The organism is Hylemonella gracilis (assembly GCF_004328645.1).
Taxonomy (GTDB): domain Bacteria; phylum Pseudomonadota; class Gammaproteobacteria; order Burkholderiales; family Burkholderiaceae_C; genus Hylemonella; species Hylemonella gracilis_B.
On sequence record NZ_CP031395.1, the window covers coordinates 2207917 to 2232017 of the forward strand.

Annotated in this window: 19 protein-coding genes, 2 tRNA genes and 1 pseudogene; 15 read left to right on the forward strand and 7 right to left on the reverse strand. The window is 62.8% G+C overall.

The window, feature by feature from the left end; translation table 11 throughout:
- The first annotated feature begins 82 nt into the window (after positions 1-82).
- Positions 83-2425 (forward strand): ATP-dependent Clp protease ATP-binding subunit ClpA, encoded by a 2343-nt coding sequence (gene clpA / locus DW355_RS10490; RefSeq protein ID WP_131279912.1) that lies wholly within the window; start codon positions 83-85, stop codon positions 2423-2425.
- 81 nt (positions 2426-2506) lie between these two features.
- On the opposite strand, the gene DW355_RS10495 is transcribed toward clpA, so the two are convergent.
- Together DW355_RS10495 and DW355_RS10500 are read right to left on the reverse strand one after the other, a co-directional pair.
- Positions 2507-2591, reverse strand: a tRNA-Leu gene (locus tag DW355_RS10495).
- A 166-nt stretch (positions 2592-2757) separates the two neighbouring features.
- Positions 2758-2842, reverse strand: a tRNA-Leu gene (locus tag DW355_RS10500).
- 19 nt (positions 2843-2861) lie between these two features.
- On the opposite strand from DW355_RS10500, the gene rnr reads away from it, so the two are divergent.
- The gene (gene rnr / locus DW355_RS10505) at positions 2862-5279 is read left to right on the forward strand and encodes a ribonuclease R (protein WP_131279914.1); all 2418 of its coding nucleotides are present in this window, start codon (positions 2862-2864) and stop codon (positions 5277-5279) included.
- Between the two features lie 28 nt (positions 5280-5307).
- On the opposite strand, the gene DW355_RS10510 is transcribed toward rnr, so the two are convergent.
- From DW355_RS10510 to DW355_RS10530, 5 genes are all read right to left on the reverse strand, one after another.
- Positions 5308-6777 carry an NAD(P)H-hydrate dehydratase gene (locus DW355_RS10510; RefSeq protein ID WP_131279916.1) on the reverse strand — a complete coding sequence of 490 codons (1470 nt, stop codon included), beginning with the start codon at positions 6775-6777 and terminating at the stop codon, positions 5308-5310.
- Positions 6778-6797: 20 nt separating this feature from the next.
- Entirely contained in the window at positions 6798-7682 is an 885-nt protein-coding gene (locus DW355_RS10515; protein WP_131279918.1) for an MBL fold metallo-hydrolase, read from the reverse strand.
- 37 nt (positions 7683-7719) lie between these two features.
- Positions 7720-8583 carry an HDOD domain-containing protein gene (locus DW355_RS10520; protein ID WP_131279920.1) on the reverse strand — a complete coding sequence of 288 codons (864 nt, stop codon included), beginning with the start codon at positions 8581-8583 and terminating at the stop codon, positions 7720-7722.
- A 77-nt stretch (positions 8584-8660) separates the two neighbouring features.
- Positions 8661-9965 (reverse strand): FAD-dependent oxidoreductase, encoded by a 1305-nt coding sequence (locus DW355_RS10525; RefSeq protein WP_131279922.1) that lies wholly within the window; start codon positions 9963-9965, stop codon positions 8661-8663.
- 133 nt (positions 9966-10098) lie between these two features.
- Positions 10099-11427: an amidase gene (locus DW355_RS10530; protein ID WP_131279924.1), complete on the reverse strand. Its 1329-nt coding sequence runs from the start codon at positions 11425-11427 to the stop codon at positions 10099-10101.
- Between the two features lie 85 nt (positions 11428-11512).
- Between DW355_RS10530 and DW355_RS10535 the strand changes: the two genes are divergently transcribed.
- The 13 genes and pseudogenes from DW355_RS10535 to DW355_RS10595 all read left to right on the forward strand — a co-directional run bounded on the left by DW355_RS10535 (position 11513) and on the right by DW355_RS10595 (position 24097).
- Positions 11513-12091, forward strand: coding sequence for a phosphatase PAP2 family protein (locus tag DW355_RS10535; protein ID WP_131279926.1), 579 nt, complete (start codon positions 11513-11515; stop codon positions 12089-12091).
- Between the two features lie 52 nt (positions 12092-12143).
- Positions 12144-12746 (forward strand): hypothetical protein, encoded by a 603-nt coding sequence (locus tag DW355_RS10540; RefSeq protein WP_207388007.1) that lies wholly within the window; start codon positions 12144-12146, stop codon positions 12744-12746.
- A gap of 82 nt (positions 12747-12828) precedes the next feature.
- Positions 12829-13371, forward strand: a complete 543-nt coding sequence (locus tag DW355_RS10545; RefSeq protein ID WP_131279929.1) for a hypothetical protein — start codon at positions 12829-12831, stop codon at positions 13369-13371.
- A gap of 210 nt (positions 13372-13581) precedes the next feature.
- Positions 13582-14331: a 30S ribosomal protein S2 gene (gene rpsB, locus DW355_RS10550; protein WP_131279931.1), complete on the forward strand. Its 750-nt coding sequence runs from the start codon at positions 13582-13584 to the stop codon at positions 14329-14331.
- 110 nt (positions 14332-14441) lie between these two features.
- Positions 14442-15338 carry a translation elongation factor Ts gene (gene tsf, locus DW355_RS10555; RefSeq protein WP_131279933.1) on the forward strand — a complete coding sequence of 299 codons (897 nt, stop codon included), beginning with the start codon at positions 14442-14444 and terminating at the stop codon, positions 15336-15338.
- 118 nt (positions 15339-15456) lie between these two features.
- Complete coding sequence (gene pyrH / locus DW355_RS10560; protein WP_131279935.1) at positions 15457-16179, forward strand: UMP kinase; 723 nt, start codon at positions 15457-15459, stop codon at positions 16177-16179.
- Between the two features lie 84 nt (positions 16180-16263).
- Positions 16264-16827 (forward strand): ribosome recycling factor, encoded by a 564-nt coding sequence (frr, locus tag DW355_RS10565; RefSeq protein ID WP_131279937.1) that lies wholly within the window; start codon positions 16264-16266, stop codon positions 16825-16827.
- Positions 16828-16861: 34 nt separating this feature from the next.
- Positions 16862-17626, forward strand: coding sequence for a polyprenyl diphosphate synthase (gene uppS / locus DW355_RS10570; RefSeq protein ID WP_131279939.1), 765 nt, complete (start codon positions 16862-16864; stop codon positions 17624-17626).
- 71 nt (positions 17627-17697) lie between these two features.
- Entirely contained in the window at positions 17698-18567 is an 870-nt protein-coding gene (locus tag DW355_RS10575) for a phosphatidate cytidylyltransferase (protein WP_131279941.1), read from the forward strand.
- A 29-nt stretch (positions 18568-18596) separates the two neighbouring features.
- Complete coding sequence (gene ispC / locus DW355_RS10580; RefSeq protein WP_131279943.1) at positions 18597-19802, forward strand: 1-deoxy-D-xylulose-5-phosphate reductoisomerase; 1206 nt, start codon at positions 18597-18599, stop codon at positions 19800-19802.
- Between the two features lie 83 nt (positions 19803-19885).
- Positions 19886-21201 (forward strand): annotated as a pseudogene (gene rseP, locus DW355_RS10585) (RIP metalloprotease RseP).
- A 53-nt stretch (positions 21202-21254) separates the two neighbouring features.
- The gene (bamA, locus tag DW355_RS10590) at positions 21255-23573 is read left to right on the forward strand and encodes an outer membrane protein assembly factor BamA (protein ID WP_131279945.1); all 2319 of its coding nucleotides are present in this window, start codon (positions 21255-21257) and stop codon (positions 23571-23573) included.
- Positions 23573-24097 carry an OmpH family outer membrane protein gene (locus tag DW355_RS10595; protein WP_131279947.1) on the forward strand — a complete coding sequence of 175 codons (525 nt, stop codon included), beginning with the start codon at positions 23573-23575 and terminating at the stop codon, positions 24095-24097. The genes bamA and DW355_RS10595 overlap by 1 nt, the downstream gene beginning before the upstream one ends.
- Positions 24098-24101: the final 4 nt, after the last annotated feature.

Consider the following 24101-nt stretch of genomic DNA (forward strand, 5'->3'; position numbering starts at 1 on the left):
GGAATCGGATTAAAGTAGGCCGCAGATCAACGAGTGACCCGCTTCACGCGATACCGGGTCCGGCAAGGCAAAAGGAAGTCATATGATTGCCCAGGAACTGGAAGTCAGTTTGCACATGGCGTTCGTCGAGGCTCGGCAACAGCGCCATGAATTCATCACTGTGGAGCATCTGCTTCTGGCCTTGCTGGACAACCCCAGCGCGGCCGAGGTGTTGCGAGCGTGCGCGGCCAATATCGATGACCTGCGCAAGAGCTTGACCAACTTCATTAAGGACAACACGCCGCAGGTCGCAGGTACCGAGGAAGTGGACACGCAACCCACCCTCGGTTTCCAGCGCGTGATCCAGCGCGCCATCATGCATGTGCAGAGCACCGGCAGCGGCAAGAAAGAGGTTACCGGCGCCAACGTGTTGGTCGCCATCTTTGGTGAAAAGGACTCGCACGCGGTCTATTACCTGCATCAGCAGGGAGTGACGCGCCTGGACGTGGTGAACTTCATCGCCCATGGCATCAAGAAGAGTGACCCGCCGGAAGCCAGCAAGTCCAATGACAACGCGGGTGAAGCGGAAGAAGGCACCACTGCGGAGAAAGGCGACGGCAAGGCTTCGCCGCTCGAGCAGTTCACCGTCAACCTGAACCAGCAGGCCAAGGATGGCAAGATCGATCCGCTGATCGGCCGCGAGTTCGAGGTCGAGCGCGTCATCCAGATCCTCTGCCGTCGCCGCAAGAACAATCCGCTGTTGGTGGGTGAGGCTGGCGTGGGCAAGACAGCCATCGCCGAAGGCCTGGCCTGGCGCATCGTGCAGAACGATGTGCCCGAGATTCTGGCCGAGGCCAACGTCTATTCGCTGGACATGGGCGCACTGCTGGCGGGCACCAAGTACCGCGGTGATTTCGAGCAACGCCTCAAGGGCGTGCTCAAATCCCTGAAGGACAAGCCTAACGCCATCTTGTTCATCGACGAGATTCACACCCTGATCGGTGCCGGTGCGGCCAGTGGGGGCACGCTGGACGCGAGCAATCTGCTCAAGCCCGCCTTGTCCAGCGGCCAGCTCAAGTGCATCGGCGCAACGACCTTCACCGAGTACCGCGGTATCTTCGAGAAGGACGCGGCCCTGTCGCGTCGTTTCCAGAAAGTGGACGTGGTGGAGCCCAGCGTGCAGGAAACCATCGAGATCCTCAAGGGCCTGAAATCCCGTTTTGAGGAGCATCACAACGTCAAGTACGCCAATGCCGCCTTGCAAGCGGCGGCGGAACTGAGCGCCAAGTACATCAACGACCGGCATCTGCCCGACAAGGCGATCGACGTGATCGACGAGGCCGGCGCGGCCCAGCGCATCTTGCCGCCCTCCAAGCGCAAGAAGACCATCAGCAAGAGCGAGGTCGAGGAAATCGTCGCCAAGATCGCGCGCATTCCGCCCGCGAACGTGAGCAATGACGACCGCGGCAAGCTGCAGACCATCGAACGGGATCTGAAGAGCGTGGTTTTTGGCCAGGACAAGGCCCTGGAGGCACTGGCTTCCGCCGTCAAGATGGCGCGTTCGGGCCTGGGCAAGCCGGATAAGCCGATCGGTGCTTTCCTGTTCAGTGGCCCCACGGGCGTGGGCAAGACCGAAGCCGCCAAGCAGCTGGCCTACATCCTGGGCATTGAGCTGATCCGCTTCGACATGTCCGAGTACATGGAGCGTCATGCGGTGAGTCGCCTCATCGGCGCCCCCCCGGGCTACGTCGGTTTCGATCAAGGCGGCCTGCTGACCGAAGCCGTGACCAAGAAGCCGCATTGCGTGCTGCTGCTCGATGAAATCGAAAAGGCACATCCGGACATCTTCAACGTGCTGCTGCAGGTCATGGACCACGGCACGCTGACGGACAACAATGGGCGCAAGGCCGATTTCCGCAACGTCATCATTGTCATGACGACGAACGCGGGTGCCGAGACCATGAACAAGGCAACCATTGGCTTCACCAACCCGCGCCAGGCCGGGGACGAGATGGGTGACATCAAGCGCCTGTTCACGCCCGAGTTCCGCAACCGTCTGGACGCCATTGTCAGCTTCAAGCCACTGGATGAGCAGATCATCCTGCGCGTGGTGGACAAGTTCCTGCTTCAACTGGAAACGCAACTCGCGGAAAAGAAGGTCGAAGTTACCTTTACCGATGCGCTACGTCAGCACCTGGCCAAGAAGGGCTTCGACCCACTGATGGGCGCACGCCCGATGCAGCGCCTGATCCAGGACACCATCCGTCGCGCGTTGGCGGACGAGTTGCTGTTTGGTCGTCTGGTCGATGGCGGCCGTCTGTCGGTGGACGTGGAAGTGGTGAAGGACGAGAAGGGCGAGGACAAGACCGATGTCAAGCTCGACATCCAGCCTTTGCCGAAGAAGGAAGGCAAAGCCAAGCCCGAGGAGGCCACCGCCACGGACTGATTCGGTCCCGATCTTTGTGCCCTGGTCGAGGGGCCAGCACAAAGAAAAAGGCCGCTGCATGTGCAGCGGCCTTTTTTTGTCTGGTGCCCAGAAGAGGACTCGAACCTCCACGCCGTTAAGCGCTAGTACCTGAAACTAGTGCGTCTACCAATTCCGCCATCTGGGCCTTGTGTCTGGACAAACGTCCAAACTTCAGGAAGCCCGCATTATAGGTGCAATGCGCAGCCCTTTCGGCCGCCTGCAAAAGAAAAAAGCCGCGGCATCGGCAGCGGCTTTTGTCTTGAAGTGTTTATCCGGCAGAACGAAGTTTGACCGCGTTTTGCCTCTAAACTTGGTGCCCAGAAGAGGACTCGAACCTCCACGCCGTTAAGCGCTAGTACCTGAAACTAGTGCGTCTACCAATTCCGCCATCTGGGCATCTCAGGCAAGACCAAGATTGTATAACAAGAAAATCAGCCATTCCGGTTCCGCGCATGCGGCAGCGGCCCTGCTCGAGGAAATCGAGGGCACGGTCAGCGGCCACCGGGACGGGCACGGCTTCGTGGTCCGCGACGACGGCGAAGCGGACATCTATCTCTCCTCCAGCGAAATGCGCGCGGTGTTGCACAAAGACCGCGTCAAGGTGCGTGTCGTGCGTCATGACCGCAAAGGCCGCCCGGAGGGGCGTGTGGTCGAAATCATCGAGCGTTCCAATCAACCCATCATTGGACGCTTGCTGCAGGAGAGTGGCGTCTGGCTGGTGGCGCCCGAGGACAAGCGCTACGGCCAGGACATCCTGATACCCCGAGGCGCGACAGGGCAGGCCCGGGTCGGTCAGGTCGTGGTGGTGGAGTTGGTCGAGCCGCCCGCCTTGTATGGGCAACCGGTGGGGCGTGTGAAGGAAGTGCTGGGCGAGGTTGACGATCCCGGCATGGAGATCGAAATCGCGGTGCGCAAGTACAGCGTGCCGCATGACTTCTCCGAGGCCTGCATCGCGCAGGCGCGTGCTCTGCCGGACAAGGTTCGTCCGCAGGACTGGAAGAACCGGGTCGATCTGACGGACGTGCCGCTCGTCACCATCGATGGTGAGGACGCCCGCGATTTCGATGACGCTGTCTATTGCGAACCCGTCACGCTGGGGCGAGGCAAGGGCGCGAAGAAGGGGTGGCGTCTGTTGGTGGCGATCGCGGACGTGAGCCACTATGTGGAGACCGGCGCGCCAATCGACGTGGATGCCTATGAGCGTGCCACCAGCGTCTATTTTCCGCGTCGTGTGATCCCCATGCTGCCGGAAAAGCTGTCCAACGGCCTGTGTTCCCTCAACCCGGACGTGGACCGTCTCTGCATGGTCTGTGACATGCTGATTCAGGGCGAGGGTGAGGACAAGGGGGAGATCGCGGCTTACCAGTTCTATCCGGCGGTGATGCACAGCCATGCGCGTTTCACCTACACGGAGGTGGCGGCCATTCTCGCGAACACCCGCGGGGCGGAGGCGGCACGGCGCAAGGATCGGGTTGGTGACCTTCTGCACCTCCATGAGGTCTACCGGACGCTGCTGACCGCGCGTTCCCGGCGTGGCGCGGTGGATTTCGAGACCACCGAGACCCAGATCGTCTGCGACGAGAGCGGGCGCATCGAAAAGATCGTACCGCGCGTGCGCAACGAGGCCCATCGCCTGATCGAGGAAGCCATGCTGGCGGCCAATGTTTGCAGCGCCGATTTCATCGGCCAGAGCAAGCACAGCGGCCTTTTCCGCGTGCATGAAGGCCCGACGCCTGAGAAGAACGAGATCCTGCGCAACTACCTGAAAGCCATGGGCGTCGGCCTGACCATTGGCGAAGATCCGAAGCCAGCCGAATTCCAGCGCATCGCCGAGGCCGTGAAAGACCGGCCCGATGCGCAACAGATCCACACCATGCTGCTGCGTTCCATGCAGCAGGCCATCTACACCCCCTTCAACAGCGGGCACTTCGGCCTGGCCTACGAGGCCTACACGCATTTCACCAGTCCCATCCGCCGTTATCCGGACTTGCTGGTACACCGCGTCATCAAGGCCATCCTGGGCAAGTCTCGTTATCACCTGCCCGACCTGCCCACGCCGGGCGAGGCGCACGCCAAGCTGGCCCGGCGCCTGGAGAAGAATGAGGCTGCCCGCAAGCCTTCCAGTGGAACCGTCAAAGCTACGGGCGAAAAAGCCAAGAAGGCCAGCGCCGAGCTGCTGGCCTGGCAGGCCGCTGGCCTGCATTGCAGCGCCAACGAGCGTCGGGCCGACGAGGCCAGTCGTGACGTGGAAGCCTGGCTCAAGTGCAAGTACATGCGCGAGCATCTGGGCGAAGAATTTTATGGCGTGGTCAGCGCGGCCACCAGCTTTGGCATTTTTGTCACACTGGACGCCATGTACGTCGAGGGGCTGGTGCACATCACGGAATTGGGTGGCGAGTACTTCCGTTTCGACGAGGCGCGACAGGAGTTGCGCGGCGAACGTACCGGTATCCGTTATGCCATCGGCACGCGTGTGCGGGTGCAGGTCAGTCGCGTTGATCTGGACGGCCGGCGCATCGATTTTCGCCTCGTCAAGGGCGATGAGATGGGCGTGCCTCGTGAGCCCGTGCGCGAGGCGCGGGAGCATCGGGAGTCTGTGTCTGAGAAAGCCGATGGAGATGTGGACATGGGCGAAGACCGCCCGACCAGGAAAACAGCTCGTACGGCTACGGGCGCCAAGAAGACCAGCAGTGCCAAGTCCCCCACCCGAAAAACCAGCGGCAAGCGCGACAAGCTGGCGTCGCTAAGCCCGATCCAGGCGCTAAAGGCCTCTGTCAAATCCGCCGTCAAGAAGGCGGCGGCCAAGACCATGGCGCGCAAGACGAAACGTTGAGCTTCACGACGCGCGTTCGTGTCACCGCTCAGGTGTTCAACGCGCGAGCCAGGGCGTCGGCGGTCAACGTCTGCTGGGGCGACCAGGTATCGGCCGCCAAGCCGTGCGCGTAGACGGCTGCGCATGCCGCATCAAAGCCTGGCAGGCCTTGCGCCAGGCGCGTTCCGATCAAGCCGGCCAGCACGTCGCCTGTGCCGGCGGTGGCCAGTCGCGCATTGCCGGTCGGATTGATGCGGGGCAGCGCCCCCGGCGCGGCGATGATCGTGCCGGAACCCTTGAGCACAACGGTGCAGGCAAAACGTTCCGCCAATTCCTGCGCGGCGGCCAGCCTGTCTTGCTGCACGGCGCGGGCATCGGTGCCCAGCATGCGTGCCGCTTCCAGGGGGTGCGGCGTCAGGACAGTGCCCGGAACCCCACCGTCGCGACGACCACGGTCTTGCAGCAGGGTCTGCAGGTTCGGTTCCGCTGCCACGGCGTTGAGGGCGTCCGCGTCCAGCACCAAGCGCGGCGCTCGGCGCAGCAGTGTGGGCAGGACAGCGAGCACGGCCTCTCCGCCCCCACAACCACAGACCACTGTGAGCGAGTCCAGCATGTTCAACAGCGTTTCGGGCCGTCGCAGCATCAGCTCGGGCTGCGTGGCGTCCATCAGGGCCGTCTCGAGGTCCAACAGCCCCACATACACCCGGCCCGCGCCACCCTGCAAGGCGGCCCGCGCGGCCAGCAGGGCCGCGCCGCCCATGCCCGGTGCGCCGCCGATCACGGCGACGTCTCCATAACTGCCTTTGTGGCTTGCATGCCTGCGCATCTGCGGCGCAGGGGCAGGGTTGAGCAGGGCCTGCGGTGCGTCGGCGGAGGAGGGTGCGATGCCCAGGTCATCGAACCAGAGGGCGCCGCTTGCATCTCGCCCCTGGGCGGTGAACAGTCCGGGCTTGAGCGTGAGCAGGGCCAGCGTGTGGCTGGCCTGCACGCAGGCTCCGGGCGCATTGCCCGTATCGCCATGCAGGCCTGAGGGCAGGTCCACGGACAGCACGGGCAGATCCTGGGCGCGGAGCTGGTTGAGGTGTGCGACCTGCTGGGCCATCGGTCCCTCGGGGGCGCGGTTTGCACCCAGTCCCAGCAGGGCGTCGATCGCGCAATCGCATCCCTCGGGAGGGGCGCTGGCGAAAACGACGTTCGCGGCACGTGCCCAGTCCAGCGCCGCCCGGGCGTCCTCGGGCAGGCCGCCGGCATGGCCCAGCCAAGTGACAATGGGTGTCTTGCCCATGTGCAGCAGATGCGTGGCGGCTTCCAGTCCGTCTCCGCCGTTGTTGCCGGGGCCGCAGGCGATCCAGTAACGCTGGGCATGTGGCGCGATGGCCAGCGCGAGCCGCGCCACGGCCTGGCCGGCGCGCTGCATCAGGGCGTGCGCTGGCAGGCCGGCCAGCGCCGCCTGCTCGATCCGTCGCGTCGCGGCCGCGCCGTGGAGTGCATGGGCGATGCCCGGGACGATGCCTTGCATGAGAGCCGGATTGGGGTGTCTCAGAACTCGTGCACCTGACCTTCGACGGCCAGACGGATGTCCAATCCCCTTGCATGGGGATGCTCGGCCAAGGCTTGGCGGAAGACGGCCTCCAGCGCGTCGTCGCTGCGCGTCGGCTCATGGTGGGTGCAGTAAAGCACCTTGGCGCCGGCCCGCGTGGCGTAGTCGAAGCTGCTGGCATAGGTGCCGTGTCCCCAACCAATCTTGGACGGGTACTCGGCGGCGGTGTACGACGTGTCGATGATCAGCACGTCCACGCCTTGCATGCCGCGCAGGATGGCGGCATCTTTTTCCTCGATGTGGTGCTGGTATTCGGCGTATTCCGGATCGCCGGTCTGGTAAATGTTGTACGGAGGCTCGTGGTCGCCCGTGAAGAAGACGGACTTGCCCCCGGCCTCGATCCGGTAACCGTAGTTGATGACAGGGTGATTGAGCAGGCAGGGCGTGATGGTGGCGCTGCCGATGCGCACGCTTTGCTCGGGCGTGAGCGTGACGTACTCCACCCGGCCGCGCAATTCGGCTTCGCGCACGGGGAAGTAGCTGTACTGCAGTTGCACCGACATGACTTGCTCTACGCCCTGGCCGCTGACCGGGTCATAGGCGCCGTGCAGGCGCAGCACGTTGCCTGGCACGAAGTTGGGGATGAAAAAGGGCAGGCCTTGGATATGGTCCCAGTGCGAATGCGTGATGAAGATGTTGGCATGCACGGGTTGCCGGGCCATCAGGGACTGGGAGAGTGGAAAGATGCCGGTGCCCGCGTCCAGGATGATGATCTCGTCATCGTCGGTGCGTACTTCGATGCAGGTGGTATTGCCGCCATATCGCACAGTCTGTGGGCCGGGCGAAGCGATGGAGCCGCGCACGCCCCAGAACTTGATCTTCATGCCGTCATCCTCGCGCTGAACTTCTGAGCTGGGAACTTCACGTTTCGAGCCGGGTGAAGAGCCGCGCCTCGTCGACAAACGGTTTGATATTCCCCAACTGGTTGATCACCGTGTCCAGATCGCCGCCGAGGCGCTCGCGCATGGCTTCGGTCAGGGGCTCCACGTACAGATTGCCCGCGAAACCCAGTTGCAGCTTCTTGCTGATCTGGTTGGCGGCGAAGACGCAGGCGATCATGGGCGTGTCCTTGACCTGGGGTCCATGCATGTTCTGGATGGTTTCAACCAGGCGCCAGGCGAAGCGCCAGTGTTCCAGCAACAGCGCGCCGGTGACGGTGTGGTCGGCGCCCACGGTCTGGCGCAGCGCCTCGTGCAGGGGAATGTGCAACTGCTTACTGGTTTCCAATGCCAGGCGGAACTCATCGGGCATGTGCTGGGCGTAGACCACCTTGCCGAAATCGTGGAGCAGGCCCGCGATGAAGCACTCCAGCGGGTCGGCCTCGGGATGCTTCATGTGGTTGGCCAATTCGCGCGCCAGACACGCCGTGGTGAGCGAGTGCAGCAGGTACTGCTGCATGTCCAGCCCGGCGGCGGTATGGCGTGGCAGCACACCCATGGCCGCGATGCCCAGCGCCAGATGCTTGATGGTGTTGAAGCCGAGCAGGACCACCGCGTGATTGATGGAGGTGACCTGCTTGGGCAGGTTGAACTGCGCCGCGTTGACAACCTTCAGGATCTTGAGGGTGACGACCGGGTCTTTTTCGATGATCTGCACCAAATCCTTGGGCGTGCAGTTCGGGTCACGGGTCAAGTCCAGGATGGACTGCACGCTCTTCGGAAAGGCCGGCATTTTCTCGATGGCTACCGTCAGCCGTCGGGTCAGCTCAGGACTGAGTGTTTGCATGTTCGGCGTGCGCGTGACTGGTTTTGCCAGCTTCCCAGATTCCCGCGCCGCCGTCAACGTCAGCGGTGTGCAGTATTTCAGCGTTTCAGCCGCGATATGCTCAGTTCGTCCAGCGGCACGGCGCCGCCTTGCCCCCGGATCTCGTCCGCCAGGACACGGGCCGCGCCACAGCTGACGGTCCAGCCCAGCGCTCCGTGGGCGCAGTTCAACCAAAGGCCCGGGATTGTCGTCGCGCCGAGCAGGGGGGCATGGTCGGGCAGCATCACCTGCCCGCCGCGCCAAGTCTGGACATTGCCCGACAGCAGCGCCGCGCCAGGAAACCAGTCGTGCAGCACGGTGTAGAGCTTCTGCACCAGCTTCGGATGTTGTTGGTCGGCATGGCCGCCAAGCTCAACTGCACCACCACCGACTCTGATCCGCTGGCCCATGCGCGTGAGCGCGATGTTGTGGCGCAGGTCGATCACAGCGCTGCGAGGCGCATGCATAGGTTCGCGTACCTGCGCGCTGATGGCATAGCTGTGCGTGGTGACCAGGGGGAGTTTGAACCCTTGAGGGCGCAAGAGGGGCTTGAGCAGGTGGCCTGCACCGGCGCCCGCGCAGATCACAACCGCATCGAAGCGGCGTGGTTGTGACTCACCGGCAAGCTGGATCTGCATGTTGGCGAGCAGCCGCGCGGGCAGGTGAGTGAGGTTCGCCCCCGCCGCAGGGAGCAGATGGCGGACTTCCACGCCGAAGACGAATTGCGCACCGCGTGCCTGGGCTTGTGCCTTGAGCATCTGGGCAAACTGGCGGCAATTGCCGGCCTCGTCGTTTGGCAGATGGATGGCGGCGTGAAAAGCGGTGTCCTGATTCAGGGCCGGTTCGATGGTGCGCGCTTGCTCCGGACTCAGTTCCTGAAAAGGGACACCGAGCTCTCGCAGCAACTGCAATCCTGGCTGCAACGCCGCGTGTTCTCGGGCGCTGCGCACCAGCATCAACACGCCCAGCGTGCGTTCGAAGTCCAGTTCAAGATCGGCCGCCAGCGCATGCAGACGTTCATGGCTGTAGCGCGCGAGTTCGCGCAGGGCACTCATGCGTCGTGCGACGGTGCTCGAGCTCAGTAGCGCGCGTCTCCAGCGCCAGGCCCGTTCGCTCATGGACATGGGGCGGGTGCGGTGCAGTGGTGCCAACGTGTCGAGCTGTTGGCGCCGCGCGCGCCGCGGCATGCCTGGGGCGGCCCAGGGGATGAGGCTGGAAGGCGCGATGAGACCGCTGTTGGCGAAGCTGCCTTCTTCCGCGACAGCGAGGCGACGGTCAAATACCGTGACTTGATGACCGTCCTGGACCAGTTCCCAGGCGGTGGTGACGCCAGCGATGCCGGCGCCGATGACTGCGATTTCCATGAAGGGGGATGGGTACCCGCCGTGAGCGGGCAGTCTGCGGAAAAGTGAAGAGGGACGGATTATGGCCGCGCGCGCGGGTGAGGGTGTTTTTGCTGCTCCTGAGTTTGGGCACCGTGGCGTGTCACGACAGGCGTCAGAGCCGCTCCTCCACTTGCAAGGCAAGGTTAAGAAGCTCGTCGTCGCGCAGGGCGCCATGCCAGAGCATCAGGCCCACCGGCGCCTCGCCTGGTGCTTGGCATGGCAGGGTGATGGCGCAGCCGTCCAGCATGTTGACCACGCTGGGGTTGCGCAGCAGCAGTCCATTGATGCGGAAGAACGCGTCATCCCGTTCCGCTCCGGGCGCGAGGCTGGCGATGGGTGTGGCCGTGATGGGCACGGTCGGGGAGAGCAGGGCGTCGTATTCAGAGATGGCGCGCGTCATTCGTTCGATCCAGTCGCGCCGCGCCCGCATCAAATCAATGTATTGCCAAGCGCTCATGCTGGCGCCGCGATCGATGCGGAGTTTCACCCGCGGATCGTAGGCCTTCCCATGTGTCTGCAGCAGTTGGCGATGCCAGGCATAACTTTCGGCCGCTGAAAAGCCACCCGTGGCATTGATCCCGGCCAGTTCATCCAGTCCGGGCAAGCTGATTTCCTCGATCCGAGCTCCCAGATCGCGCAGCGTGCGCAGGACCTGGTCGAAAGCCTGGGCCACGGGCGCGTCCAGGTCATCCAGCATCAATGTGCGCGGCACCGCAAAGCGGCATTCACCCAGCGGTTTGTGGATCGGCGGCACGACGCGCGCGGAGACGATTTCATGAGCGAGGATGGCATCTCGCACGCTGCGCGTGATCGCGCAGACGGTGTCCAGCGTGGTCGAAAGCGGTAGCGCGCCCTCGGTGGGCACGAGGCGCGCCGTGTTCTTGTATCCGACCAGGCCTTGCAGCGCCGCCGGGATGCGGATGGAGCCCCCGGTGTCCGAGCCCAGGCCGATGAAGGCGGCCCCCGTGGCGACTGAAACAGCGGCTCCGCTGGACGAACCACCTGGGATACGGGGCTGGTCCGTGTAGGCGGCGTTGGCTGGCGTGCCGTGATGTGGATTGATGCCCACGCCGGAGAAGGCAAATTCACTCATGTTCGTGCGCCCGATGAAGGCGGCGCCGGCCGCCCGCAGCCGCGCCACGGCGACGCTGTCGTGTAGGGCGGTGGCGGCCTGGCGCAGTATGACTGAGCCAGCCGAGGTGGTCTGGCCTGCCACGTCGAACAGGTCCTTGACCGAGACGGCCAGTCCGGCGAGCCGCGAGTCGATTGGCGCGGCGAAGGCATGCCGACGAGCGCCTTCGAAGTCCGTGGCAAGGAAGGCGTGCCGGCATGCCCTGTCCTTGGCGGCGGCGATGGATTGCTCCATCTCTGCGGCTGGCGTGGTCAACCCCGTGCGCAGGCGTTTCAAAGTGGCATGGACGTCGGAGCGGGGAGGGAGCATGTCAAAAAAGAGAAAGATGGATGCGATATGTTATTCGGCGCGATAGCTCAGAGGCTCGAACAGCAAACTGGAAGCAGTAAAAGCAATGAAAAACCGCTGGATGGGGAGCGTGATGGCGTGCTGCTTGCTGCTTTGTTCCACTGCTTGTGCTGATGGCGCCAACAAGACAAGCGTGGAGCAGGCCGGAGATTTTCTGCAGCTCATGATCCCCAGTTACGCGCTTGGCATGACAGTGAACGAGCATGGATCTGCGGTCGATTCGGAGGGCGTCGAACAGCTCGGCAGGAGCATGTTGGGAACGCTGCTCATGGTGCAGTCGCTGAAGCAGACGACCCAGCAAAAACGTCCTGACCATGATTCAGGCGACCGCCGAGATTCCTTCCCCAGCGGTCATACGGCTTCGGCTTTTGCCGGTGCCGCATTCATTCATCGGCGTTACGGTTTCTCGCAGGCGGCGGTTCCTTATGCCCTGGCGTCTTTTGTGGGCTACTCTCGCCTTAGCGCGGATGAGCATCATCCTCGGGATGTGGCGGTCGGTGCCTTGATCGCAGGATTTTCCGCTTGGCTGGTTGTGGACGAGCGCCGTCAAACTGTGGATTGCGCGAGTATGGTGACCGATGTCGGCGTAGACTGGGTCAAGGTCAGCTGTAGCCTGCGCTTTTGAAGCTACTGCGAGTTTCGGATCGATGAATGGTCTGTTTCACCTGGGAGATGCCATGTTTCTAACGCGCGTGTTTTCTCCAGCGCTACTTGTCTTTTGCGCTTTTGTGTACTCAGCATCGGCACAGGCGGAACTGGAGTTCCGTTTCTATACCGGTATTCAGGGTGCGTCGGACAGTCGCGTCGAAGGCGACGATCCTGATGGCGCAGGCAAATTCAACTTCAACGCGGGATGGAAGGGCGATTCCTTGAACCGCAAGCCGCCCTATTACGGTTTGGCGTTGACATGGTGGCGCGAGGATGATTGGGGGGCGTCGCTGGACTTTACCCATGCAAAAGTCTATGCCGATGACAAGACCTTGCGCAAAAGCGGGTTCAAGGTGCTGGAGTTTTCTGATGGCTTGAATCTGCTGATGCTCAATGCCTTGCGTCGGTTTCCAGCAGTGATGCCTGGTTATGCCCCTTATGTCGGCGCGGGCGCTGGCTTGGCCATACCCCATGTGGAAGTTCAGACCAGTGAAGGCAGCAGAGAGACTTTTGAATACCAAGCGGCTGGACCGGCCGTCCAGTTGATGGGGGGGTCAGTTACCCGTTATCGACCCATTGGGCGGTTTTCACGGATTTCCGCGTCAGCTATTCACAAAACACCGTGCGTCTAGAGGGGGGAGGTGAATTGAGGACCAACATTGTCACGAATGCCCTGAATTTCGGGGTGGGTTACAGGTTCTGAGCGAGGTCGGCATGTGCTTGCGCGAATTCCGCTTACACCGTTTGCTGCATTCGATTGAGCGCCTCGCGCTGGTGGGCCTTCTCGTTTGCATGAGCGGGCCCGCCTGGGCGTTTGATGTGCAAATGGGCTTGGGCATGGCCAATTTTGCGGAGGATGAGGGCAGCAGCGTGAGCTTGGAGGTGGGGCAAGGGAATTGGCAGGCTGGTGTGAGTTACAGCCAAGCCTACACCTCGTCGCGGAATCTACCGGTGTGGCGTGGCTATGAGGTTGCCATGGCTGGGTTCGGTTATCGCAACCCGATGGAAAACCTGACGACCTATGTGCGCGGTGGGCTTCTTTGGTTGGTGGACACCGAGCAGATCTTCAAGAGGGATTCCAACCCAGGCCGCTTCCTGCTGATCGGCATCGAGGCGCCGCTGCTGAAAACCCATTCGAATGGCGTGCTCAAGGTTGCACTGGAGGGCGGCAGCATGGGCAAGGGTGCCGAACTGCGCACCGGGGAAGAGGTGGGGCATGGCTTTCTGAGCCAGGCCCTGTTGAAGTGGGCGTTCTAGGCGCCTCACTGCGCTTCGGGGCTTTGCTATAATCCCGAGGCTTTGCCAGTTGCAGGTGCTGTACAAGCGCGGTTTTTCCCGTAAGGGAGCACAGCCGTAGCCACTTCTTCTGCGCTAAGCCAATCGCAAACCGGCCTATTCAAGGTGTCGCGGCGCCGGAGGGCGCAGTGATCGGGGCCGGATTTAAGCCCTAACCTTCGGAGTTCAATCATGTCCGTGACCATGCGTCAAATGCTGGAAGCCGGTGTCCATTTTGGCCACCAGACCCGCTTCTGGAATCCCAAGATGGCCCCCTTCATCTTCGGCCATCGCAGCAAGATCCACATCATCAACCTGGAAAAATCGCTTCCGATGTTCCAGGATGCCGCGAAGTTCGCGAAGCAGTTGGCGGCCCGTCGCGGCACCATCCTGTTCGTGGGTACCAAGCGCACCGCCCGCGAAATCGTCGCGGCCGAGGCCGAGCGCGCTGGCGTGCCGTTTGTCGACCAGCGTTGGCTGGGTGGCATGTTGACCAACTTCAAGACGGTCAAGACCTCGCTCAAGCGCCTGAAGGACATGAAGGTCCAGCAGGAAGCGGGTCTGGACGCGATGTCCAAGAAAGAGCAACTGATGTTCCAGCGCGAACTGGAGAAGCTGGAGAAGGACATCGGCGGCATTCAGGACATGGCCACGTTGCCGGACGCCATTTTCGTGATCGACGTCGGCTACCACAAGATCGCAGTGGCCGAGGCCAAGAAGCTGGGCATCCCGCTGATCGGCGTCGTTGATTCCAACCACTCGCCCGAAGGCATCGACTACGTGATTCCGGGCAACGATGACTCCTCCAAGGCGGTCATGCTGTATGCCCGCGGCATCGCCGACGCCATCCTCGAGGGGCGTGCCAATGCGGTGGAGGACGTGGTCAAGGCCGTGTCCGCCGAAGGCGACGACGAGTTCGTCGAGGTGGAAAACGCTGCCTGATCGCAGCCCCTGCGCCCCTTTGCCAGGGACGGGAAGAAAGGGGCGTGTAAGCCCCTTTTTTTTAGCCCGGGTTTGAATTGAACGAAACGAATTGAAGACGGAGTAAATAAATGGCTGCAATCACCGCAAGCATGGTCGCCGAACTGCGCGCCAAGACCGATGCCCCCATGATGGAATGCAAGAAGGCGCTGACCGAGGCCGATGGCGATCTGGCCAAGGCGGAAGAAGTGCTGCGTGTCAAGTTGGGCACCAAGGCCGGCAAGGCCGCCTCGCGCGTGACCGCCGAAGGCGTGGTCGCCTCCTCCATCGAGAACGGCGTGGGTTCGCTGATTGAGATCAACTGCGAAACCGACTTCGTGACCAAGAATGACAGCTTCCTGGCCCTGACGAACGCTGCGGCCCAGTTGATCGTCAAGAGCAACCCGGCCGACGTGGCGGCCCTGGGTGCCCTGGCCTACAGTCAGGACGGCTTCGGTCCCACCCTGGAAGACGTGCGCAAGGGCTTGATCGGCAAGATCGGCGAGAACATGAGCTTTCGCCGCTTCAAGCGCTTCGCCTCCGGTGCCAAGCTGGCTTCCTACCTGCATGGCACACGCATTGGCGTGGTCGTGGAGTTCGAGGGTGATGAAGTCGCCGCCAAGGATGTCGCCATGCACGTGGCCGCGATGAAGCCCGTGGCCCTGACTTCGGCCGACGTGCCCGCCGCGCTGATCGACACCGAGCGCCGTGTTGCCGCAGAGAAGGCGGCCGAGTCCGGCAAGCCCGCCGACATCGTGGCCAAGATGGTCGAAGGTTCGGTGCAGAAGTACCTCAAGGAAGTTTCGCTGTTCGACCAAGTCTTCGTGAAGGCTGCGGACGGCAAGCAGACCGTTGGCGCCTACGTCAAGAGCAAGAACACCACCATCAAGAGCTTCACGCTTTACGTGGTGGGCGAGGGCATCGAGAAGAAGGTGGACGACTTTGCCGCCGAGGTGGCTGCCCAAGTGGCGGCTGCCAAGCAGGCTTGATGCACCTGTGACGCATTGCCATCCGTTGCCGCGCAAAGGGCCCGGCAGCGGATGGCAACCGGTTGAAATCCGGTAAATTCCTGTTCGCGCCCCGCTTTTTTCCTTTCTGGAGACGTTCATGTCCACCCCGCAGCCGGCCCACAAGCGCATCTTGCTCAAGCTGTCCGGTGAAGCCTTGATGGGGGACGATGCATTCGGCATCAACCGCGCCACCATCGTGCGCATGGTCGAGGAAGTGGCCGAGGTCACGCGCATGGGCGTGGAAGTGGCCGTGGTCATTGGCGGTGGCAACATCTTCCGCGGCGTGGCCGGCGGCTCGGTCGGCATGGACCGGGCCACTGCCGACTACATGGGCATGCTGGCGACCGTGATGAACGCGCTGGCCTTGGCAGATACCATGAACAAGGCGGGCCTGACGGCCCGCGTGATGTCCGCCATCGCCATCGAGCAGGTGGTGGAACCCTATGTGCGGCCCAAGGCCCTGCAATACCTCGAAGAGGGCAAGGTCGTCATCTTCGCCGCCGGCACGGGCAACCCTTTTTTCACGACGGACACGGCTGCTGCCCTGCGCGGTGCGGAGATCGGCGCCGAGGTGGTGCTCAAGGCCACCAAGGTCGATGGCGTCTACACCGCCGACCCGCACAAGGATACGAGCGCCACGCGCTACAGCCGCCTCTCCTTCGACGAGGCCATCCAGCGCAATCTTGGCATCATGGACGCGACGGCCTTTGCCCTCTGCCGTGACCAAAAGTTGCCGATCAAGGTGTTTTCAATTTTTAAGCACGGCGCCCTCAAGCGTGTGGTGATGGGTGAGGACGAGGGCACCCTGGTGACTCTTTGAGTTCGACACCGTCGCCCGTAGTCAACACTTCGTCACGTCGAGTTTCCAGTTCTGATTTTCCGCCTGTTCGTGCAGGAGCCCCACATGACCACGATTGCAGACCTCAAGAAAAACGTTGAAGGCAAGATGGACCAGTCCATCGAGGCTCTCAAGAACAACCTGTCGAAGATCCGCACCGGCCGCGCCAACCCCGCGTTGCTGGACGCGGTGCAGGTGGAGTATTACGGTTCCATGGTGCCGCTGAGTCAGGTGGCCAATGTGGCGCTGCTGGATGCGCGCACCATCAGCGTCCAGCCCTGGGAAAAGGGCTTGGGCGCCAAGATCGAGAAGGCCATACGCGAAAGCGACCTGGGTCTGAACCCCGCGTCCATGGGGGACCTGATCCGCGTGCCGATGCCCCCCATGAGCGAGGAGCGCCGCAAGGAAATGACCAAGCTCGTGCGCAATGAGGGCGAGGCAGCCAAGATCGCCGTGCGTAATCTGCGTCGCGATGCCAACGAGGCCGTCAAGAAACTGGTCAAGGACAAGACTGCTTCCGAGGATGACCAAAAGCGCGCCGAGGCCGACATCCAGAAACTGACGGACAAGCATGTCGCCACCGTCGATCAGCTGGTCACGGCCAAGGAACAAGAGGTCATGGCCGTCTGAGCGGCGGTCATCCCCGATTTAGCGGCACATGCGCATGAAGGCCACTCTTTCCCGCGACCCACCCCGTGTCGTGCCTGCGCACATCGCCGTCGTGATGGATGGCAACGGGCGGTGGGCCACACGGCGCCTGTTGCCCCGTCTGGCGGGACACCGGCAAGGCATGGAAAGCCTGCGCCGATGCATCCGCGCCTGCCTCGAACGGGGCGTGGCCGCGCTCACGGTGTTCGCTTTTTCCTCCGAGAACTGGAACCGGCCGGCCGAAGAGGTGTCGGGTCTCATGGAGTTGCTGGCGGGTGCCTTGGCCAAAGAGGTGCCACAGATGCATGCCGATGGCGTGCGCCTGTATTTCGTGGGTGAGCGCGCGACCCTGTCGGAGAAGGTGCGCACGGGACTGGCGGCGGCCGAGCAGGCGACGGCGGGCAACAGCCGTCTGGTGCTCAACGTGTGCTTCAACTATGGCGGCCGCTGGGACCTGGTCCAGGCGGCGGCCAAGTTGGCGGCCGCCCAGGTGGAAGTGACGGAGGCCTCCTTGGGCGCTGCCCTGGCCTTGGCGCATGTGCCGGATCCCGACCTGCTGATACGCACCGGCGGCGAGCTGCGACTCTCCAATTTTCTGCTCTGGCAGGCAGCCTATGCCGAGTTGTATTTCAGCGAGATGCTTTGGCCAGATTTTGACGAGGCGGAACTGGATCGCGCTATGGCCGCTTACGCGAAACGTGAGCGACGTTATGGTCGCGTTCCTTCGCAAGCCCCCCCCCCGGCACCGACGACCGGTCCGCGACAGACTCAGGCCGCTTGAAGCCCTGAGCGTTATGCAATCCCCCCGCACTCTGTTGGAGTCGGCACCGTACCAGTCAGGAGATCCGGATCATGCTCAAGCAACGCGTCATCACCGCCATCGTCCTCCTGGCCCTGTTGCTACCCGCGCTTTTCCATCCCGACACCACTTATTGGCGCTTGGCGGCTTTGGTGTTGATCGCCGGTGGCGCCTGGGAGTGGGGGCGCTTGAATGACCCGAAGCAAGGGCGTGGCGGTTTGCTGACCTGGGTAGGTGTCGTGCTGTGTGTCGCTGCGTGCGTGCTGAGTTGGTTCGGCAACTGGTCGCACGCGACGCCTGGTTGGATCTGGGGACTGGGTGGCCTGCTCTGGGTGCTGGCGGGCGCGGCCTTGTTGCGCATGGGGGTGTCGCGTTGGGCCACCTTGCCTCGTGCACTGCGCCTGATTGGCGGTTGGGCCGCGCTTTGGCTGACTTGGCTGGCCGTGGTCCGCGCGCGAGAACTGGGCATTGCATTTTTGTTGTCGGTGCTCGTGCTCGTCTGGGTCGCCGACATCGCCGCCTATTTCGCTGGCAAGGCCTTCGGCGGGCGGTTCACAAGCAAGCGACTCGCGCCCAGCATCAGCCCGAACAAAAGCTGGGAAGGGGCCTGGGGTGGTTTGCTCGGGGTCCTTGTGCTGGCCCTGGCCTGGCTGGCGCTCGAACGCTCCGGGGTTCTTCCCGGCCCCAGCCTGTATGGGGTGCTGGGCGCATCGAGCGCTGGAGCGGTCGGTTTGGCCCTGGCCCTGATTTTCCTGACGGCCATGAGCGTCGTGGGTGATCTGGTGGAGTCTCTGGTCAAGCGCAGCGCGGGCATGAAGGACAGCAGCGGCCTGCTGCCGGGTCACGGAGGCGTGCTGGACCGCGTTGATGCGCTCCTGCCCACGCTGCCACTGGCGCTGATGCTGCAGAGCCTGGCGCGATAAGCCCTCTCAGCAACCGGAATCTTCTGAACATGAACAAGCAACGCGTCGCCGTCCTCGGCTCCACGGGGTCCATCGGCGTCAACACGCTCGACGTCCTGGCTCGCCATCCCGAACGGTTCGAGGTGTTTGCCTTGACCGCCGCCAGCCGGGTGGACGAGATGCTGGCGCAGTGCGCGCGGTTTGCACCGCGTTTTGCCACCATGGCCGATCCGGCGGCCTGCCGGACTTTGGCCGACAGGATCAAGGCGGAGGGCCTGCCCACCCAAGTGCTGAGTGGCGACGAAGCCTTGTGTCGGATTGCCGCGCATGACGAGGTGGATGTGGTCATGGCCGCCATCGTGGGCGCGGCCGGCTTGGCGCCTTGCCTGGCCGCTGCGCGCTCGGGCAAGCGCTTGTTGCTGGCCAACAAGGAGGCCATCGTCGTTGGCGGTGCATTGTTCATGGACGCGGTGCGCGAAGGCGGGGCGCTGTTGCTGCCCATCGATAGCGAGCATTCGGCCATCTTCCAGTGCCTGCCCGAGGACCGCGCGACCTGGCCGCAGCGTGTTGACCATATCTTGTTGACTTCCTCGGGCGGGCCCTTCCGCGAGCGCGACCCGGCGACCTTCTCCGCCGTGACCCCCGAGCAGGCAGTGGCGCATCCAAATTTTTCGATGGGACGCAAGATTTCCGTCGATTCCGCGACCATGATGAACAAGGCGCTGGAGGTGATCGAGGCCAAATGGCTGTTCGACCTTGCGCCAGAGCAGGTACGTGTCTTGGTTCATCCTCAGCAGATCGTGCACTCGATGGTGGTGTGCCGCGACAATTCGGTGCTGGCCCAGCTTGGCACGCCGGACATGCGCGTACCTATTGCTTACGGCCTGTCTTTTCCGGAGCGAATTGAGTCAGGTGCGGCGGCGCTTGATTTCACGCGGCTCGCGGGCCTGGGTTTTCAGGCGCCCGATCACGCCCGCTATCCGGGCCTTGCGCTGGCTTGGGAAACCTTGCGTGGCCCCGAGGGGGCCACGGCCGTGCTCAATGCGGCCAACGAGGTGGCGGTGGCGGCCTTTCTCGCGCGTCGCATCCGTTTCGATCAAATTCACGTGGTGAACTTTTCGGTGCTCGAAGGTGTCACACCCGGATTGTCCGGAGCTGCACCGCCCGCCGCACTGCAAGACCTGCTGGCCCTCGACGCTCAAGCGCGTGCCGTGGCCGAGCAGTTCGTGCGGCGCCTGTCCCTGCAAGCGGCCTGAAGGAATCCATCTTGTTGACGATCGCCGCTTTTGTTCTTGCACTCAGCCTCCTGATCGCCATTCACGAGTACGGGCACTACCGCATGGCAGTGGCCTGCGGCGTGAAGGTGTTGCGCTTTTCCATCGGTTTCGGCCCGGTCCTTCTGCGCTGGACCTCGCAAAAGTCGGGCACGGAATTCGCGCTCAGCGCCTTGCCGCTGGGGGGTACGTGAAGATGCTGGACGAACGCGAAGCACCCGTTGCCTTTCAGGAACGCCATCGGGCGTTCAACGTCCAACTCCTGCGTTCGCGTGTGCTGATCGTCGCCGCAGGGCCGCTGGCCAACCTCGGCCTGGCCGTGCTGCTCTACGCCGTGCTCAATTGGAGCGGTGTGCAGATGGCCGCCCCCGTGCTGGGCATGCCGGTGCCTGGGTCGGTCGCGGCTCAGGCGGGTCTTTTGGGGGGCGAGCGCGTGGCACGCGCTGGTTTCGATGCGCCAGACATGGAGGACGACGATCTTCAGGCCGTGCGGTCCTTCGAGGACCTGAGCTGGCTCTTGAGCCAGGCCGCGCTCGACGGACGTGATGCGCGTTTGTTGCTGGACGATGGGGCTCAGGTCCGTCTCGGCCTGGCCGCGCTGAAAGCGCGTGAGGCTGATGCCGAATTGATGGCGCGCATCGGGTTGACTGGCCCGCGCAGCAACCCCCAAATCGGTGAGGTGCTGGTGGATGGCGCGGCCCGGGCGGCAGGTCTGCGCGCGGGTGATCTGGTGCTGAGCGTGGACGACATGCCCATGCGGGACGGTCGCCAATTGCGCGAGTTGATTCGCGCCAGCGCAGTCGATGGCGTGGCCAGGACTCAGCGCTGGCGGATTGATCGGGCGGGACAGACTCTGGTGCTCGAGGTGCGACCCGATGTCGTCGCGCAGGACGCTGAGGGTGACGCGCAGCGCCGTCCCGGCGACACGATCGGAAGAATTGGTGCTTACATCGGTTCGCCGCCCGAAATGTTGATGGTGCGCTACGGTCCGTTCGAGGGGTTGTGGCAGGGTATCGTCAAGACTTGGGACGTCTCAGTCTTGACGCTCAAGACCCTCGGGCGCATGGTGATCGGCGAGGCGTCGCTGAAGAATCTGAGTGGGCCCTTGACCATCGCGGACTATGCAGGACGTTCCGCCAGCCTGGGCCTGTCAGCCTATCTGCTGTTCCTGGCGCTGATCAGCGTGAGTCTGGGTGTGCTCAATCTGCTGCCGTTGCCGCTCCTGGATGGTGGACACCTCATGTATTATCTCTGGGAGGGTCTGACGGGACGTCCGGTGTCTGAAGCCGGTCAGGCCCGGCTCCAGCGCGTCGGTGTTTTTGTGCTGGCGCTGATGATGTCGATTGCCCTCGTCAATGACGTCACCCGCTTGCTGGGCTGATAACCAAGGGTTGATTCCACGACGGCCGACCCTATCCCCTGACTGATCTGTTGATGCTGTTCCCTCGTTTTCGTTTGAACGTCCGGTTCTGGACGGTGGCCCTGTTGGCCTTGTTATTGGTTTTGCTCGTGGCGACGCCTGCGCGGGCTGTCGAACCTTTCACTGTCCGAGATATCCAGGTGGAAGGTTTGCAGCGCGTGGAACCAGGCACGGTGTTCGCGTCGCTCCCGTTGCGGATCGGGGACCGCTACGACGATGACAAGGGCGGAGCGTCGATACGCGCGCTGTTCGCCCTGGGACTGTTCACCGATGTGCGCCTGGAGGTGAAAGGTGACGTGCTGGTGGTCGTGGTGGAGGAGCGCCCCACGGTGGCCAGCCTGGATTTCAATGGCGTGCGCGAGTTCGACCAGACCGTGCTTACGCAGGCACTGAAAGACATCGGCTTGGCGGAAGGGCGGCCTTTTGACAAAGCCTTGTTGGATCGCGCCGAGCAGGAACTCAAGCGGCAGTACATCAACCGCAGTCTTTACGCGGCCGAGGTGGTCAGCACCGTCACGCCAACGGAGCGCAATCGGGTGGCCCTGAGCTTCACGGTGAGCGAGGGTGAGCCAGCGCAGATCGGCGAGATACGCATTGTCGGCAACAAGGTGTACGCGGAATCAACGTTGCGCAATCTGTTCGACCTGGACACCGGCAACTGGATGAGTTGGTACACCAAGTCCAACCGTTATTCACGCGCCAAGCTGAACGCGGACATGGAAACCCTGCGATCCTATTACCTCGCGCGAGGCTATCTGGAGTTCCGCATCGATTCGACCCAGGTCGCCATGGCCGCGAACAAGCAGGACATGAGCATCACCATCAACGTGACCGAAGGTGAGCGTTTTGTCGTGTCTTCCGTGCGCCTCGCAGGCAACTACCTCGGGCGCGAAGATGAATTCAAGACCATGGTGACCATTCGCCCTGGTGAGGCCTACAACGCCGATCAGGTCGCGGAGACCGTGCAAGCCTTCACCGAGCACTTCGGTCGTTTTGGCTACGCTTTTGCGCGGGTCAATTCCCAACCCGAAATCGATCGGAGCACCAATCGCGTGGCCTTGGTGCTCAATGCCGAGCCAGCCCGACGCGCCTATGTGCGACGCGTCAACATCGCGGGCAACACGCGCACGCGAGACGAAGTCATCCGCCGCGAGTTACGGCAGTACGAATCTGCCTGGTATGACGGCGACAAGATCCGCATGTCGCGCAATCGCGTGGATCGACTGGGATATTTCGACCAGGTCGGCATCGAAACCAGCGAGGTGCCGGGCACGCCGGATCAGGTCGATCTGAACCTGAGCGTGAAAGAGCGTCCGACTGGTAGCTTGACGCTGGGCGCGGGGTATTCGAGCAACGAGGGCCTGGGCCTGCAGTTCGGCATCAATCAGCGCAATGCATTCGGTAGCGGTAACTCGCTGGGCATCCAACTGGATACCAGCAAGGTCAACCGCACGGTAGTGCTCAACTCCACCGATCCCTATTTCACCCAGGATGGCGTGTCCCGCAGTTTTGATCTGTATGACCGGATTTCGAGGCCCTACACCGACATCGACGCCTATGCGCTCGAAACCCAGGGTGGCAGCTTGCGCTTCGGCCTGCCCGTGAGCGAACGCGACACCATTTATGTCGGTGGCGGCATCGAGCGTACTGTCATCGTGGAAGGCAACTTTCTGCCCGCGACCTACGAGCGGTACATCGGCGATTTCGGCCGTACCAGCGTGGCCTACCCGCTCACATTGGGCTGGGGGCGCGACAACCGCGATAGCGCCCTGGTTCCGACGCAGGGCAATTACCTGCGCGCCTCTCTGGAGTGGAGCCCGAGTTTTCTGGGAGGCGAGGTCCAGTACCTGCGCAGCACCTACCAATACCAGCACTATGTACCGCTGACCAAGCAATACACCTTTGCCTTGAACAGTGATCTGGGTTGGGGCTTCGCGCTCGGGGATCGTCCTTACCCGGTTTTCAAGAATTACTACGGCGGCGGTTTGGGGTCTGTGCGCGGCTTCGAGCCCGGCAGCCTGGGGCCGAGGGATGAGGAGTCAAATCGCAGCTATGGTGGGTCAAAGAAGTTCAATCTGAACTTCGAATTACAGGCGCCCTTTCCAGGCGCGGGCAATGACCGAACGCTGCGCATCTACGCTTTCTACGACATGGGCAATGTCTACGGCCCGGACGAGAGCATCGATCCGCATGACTGGCGTTCCGGGGCAGGCCTGGGCCTGAGCTGGATCTCGCCGATGGGACCCCTGCGCCTGGCCTACGCCTGGCCGGTGCGCCAGTTCGATGGCGATAGAATCCAACATCTCCAATTCCAGATCGGGACTACATTCTGATGAAGCTGCGCCAATCTTTTGCTGCCTGTTTGTTGGCCGTGAGCGCGGGCCTTTTGGGGCTGTTCAGCGCACCGGTTTCCGCCCAGCAGTTCCGCCTGGGTTACGTGAGCCTGGATCGCATCATCAAGGAAGCCGCGCCGGCCAAGAGTGCGCAGGTCCGCCTTGAGCAGGAGTTCTCCAAGCGCGAGAAGGAACTGCAGGCGCAGGGCGCGGCTCTGAAGGTGCGTGCCGACCAATTCGAGAAGGACGCGCCCACGCTGTCGGAGAGCCAACGTTCTTCGCGTCAGAAGGAATTGGTGGATCTCGATCGTGATTTCCAGCGCAGCCGCCGCGAATTCCAGGAGGACTTGAGCCGCCGTCGCAACGAAGAGTTGCAGCTGGTGTTCGAACGCGCCAACCGCGTGGTCAAGCAGGTCGCCGATGCGGAGAAGTACGACCTGATTCTCCAGGAAGCGGTGTACGTCAACCCCAAGCACGACATCACCGACAAGGTGATCCAGGCGCTGAACGCCAGCGCCAAATAAGATT

What these genes read in the sequence shown, in the direction of transcription:
- clpA (WP_131279912.1), top strand. Translation starts at nt 83, where the DNA reads ATGATTGCCCAGGAACTGGAAGTCAGTTTGCACATGGCGTTCGTCGAG.
- DW355_RS10510 (WP_131279916.1), bottom strand. Translation starts at nt 6,777, where the DNA reads ATGCAAGGCATCGTCCCGGGCATCGCCCATGCACTCCACGGCGCGGCC.
- DW355_RS10515 (WP_131279918.1), bottom strand. Translation starts at nt 7,682, where the DNA reads ATGAAGATCAAGTTCTGGGGCGTGCGCGGCTCCATCGCTTCGCCCGGC.
- DW355_RS10520 (WP_131279920.1), bottom strand. Translation starts at nt 8,583, where the DNA reads ATGCAAACACTCAGTCCTGAGCTGACCCGACGGCTGACGGTAGCCATC.
- DW355_RS10525 (WP_131279922.1), bottom strand. Translation starts at nt 9,965, where the DNA reads ATGGAAATCGCAGTCATCGGCGCCGGCATCGCTGGCGTCACCACCGCC.
- DW355_RS10530 (WP_131279924.1), bottom strand. Translation starts at nt 11,427, where the DNA reads ATGCTCCCTCCCCGCTCCGACGTCCATGCCACTTTGAAACGCCTGCGC.
- DW355_RS10535 (WP_131279926.1), top strand. Translation starts at nt 11,513, where the DNA reads ATGAAAAACCGCTGGATGGGGAGCGTGATGGCGTGCTGCTTGCTGCTT.
- DW355_RS10540 (WP_207388007.1), top strand. Translation starts at nt 12,144, where the DNA reads ATGTTTCTAACGCGCGTGTTTTCTCCAGCGCTACTTGTCTTTTGCGCT.
- DW355_RS10545 (WP_131279929.1), top strand. Translation starts at nt 12,829, where the DNA reads ATGTGCTTGCGCGAATTCCGCTTACACCGTTTGCTGCATTCGATTGAG.
- rpsB (WP_131279931.1), top strand. Translation starts at nt 13,582, where the DNA reads ATGTCCGTGACCATGCGTCAAATGCTGGAAGCCGGTGTCCATTTTGGC.
- tsf (WP_131279933.1), top strand. Translation starts at nt 14,442, where the DNA reads ATGGCTGCAATCACCGCAAGCATGGTCGCCGAACTGCGCGCCAAGACC.
- pyrH (WP_131279935.1), top strand. Translation starts at nt 15,457, where the DNA reads ATGTCCACCCCGCAGCCGGCCCACAAGCGCATCTTGCTCAAGCTGTCC.
- frr (WP_131279937.1), top strand. Translation starts at nt 16,264, where the DNA reads ATGACCACGATTGCAGACCTCAAGAAAAACGTTGAAGGCAAGATGGAC.
- uppS (WP_131279939.1), top strand. Translation starts at nt 16,862, where the DNA reads ATGAAGGCCACTCTTTCCCGCGACCCACCCCGTGTCGTGCCTGCGCAC.
- DW355_RS10575 (WP_131279941.1), top strand. Translation starts at nt 17,698, where the DNA reads ATGCTCAAGCAACGCGTCATCACCGCCATCGTCCTCCTGGCCCTGTTG.
- ispC (WP_131279943.1), top strand. Translation starts at nt 18,597, where the DNA reads ATGAACAAGCAACGCGTCGCCGTCCTCGGCTCCACGGGGTCCATCGGC.
- bamA (WP_131279945.1), top strand. Translation starts at nt 21,255, where the DNA reads ATGCTGTTCCCTCGTTTTCGTTTGAACGTCCGGTTCTGGACGGTGGCC.
- DW355_RS10595 (WP_131279947.1), top strand. Translation starts at nt 23,573, where the DNA reads ATGAAGCTGCGCCAATCTTTTGCTGCCTGTTTGTTGGCCGTGAGCGCG.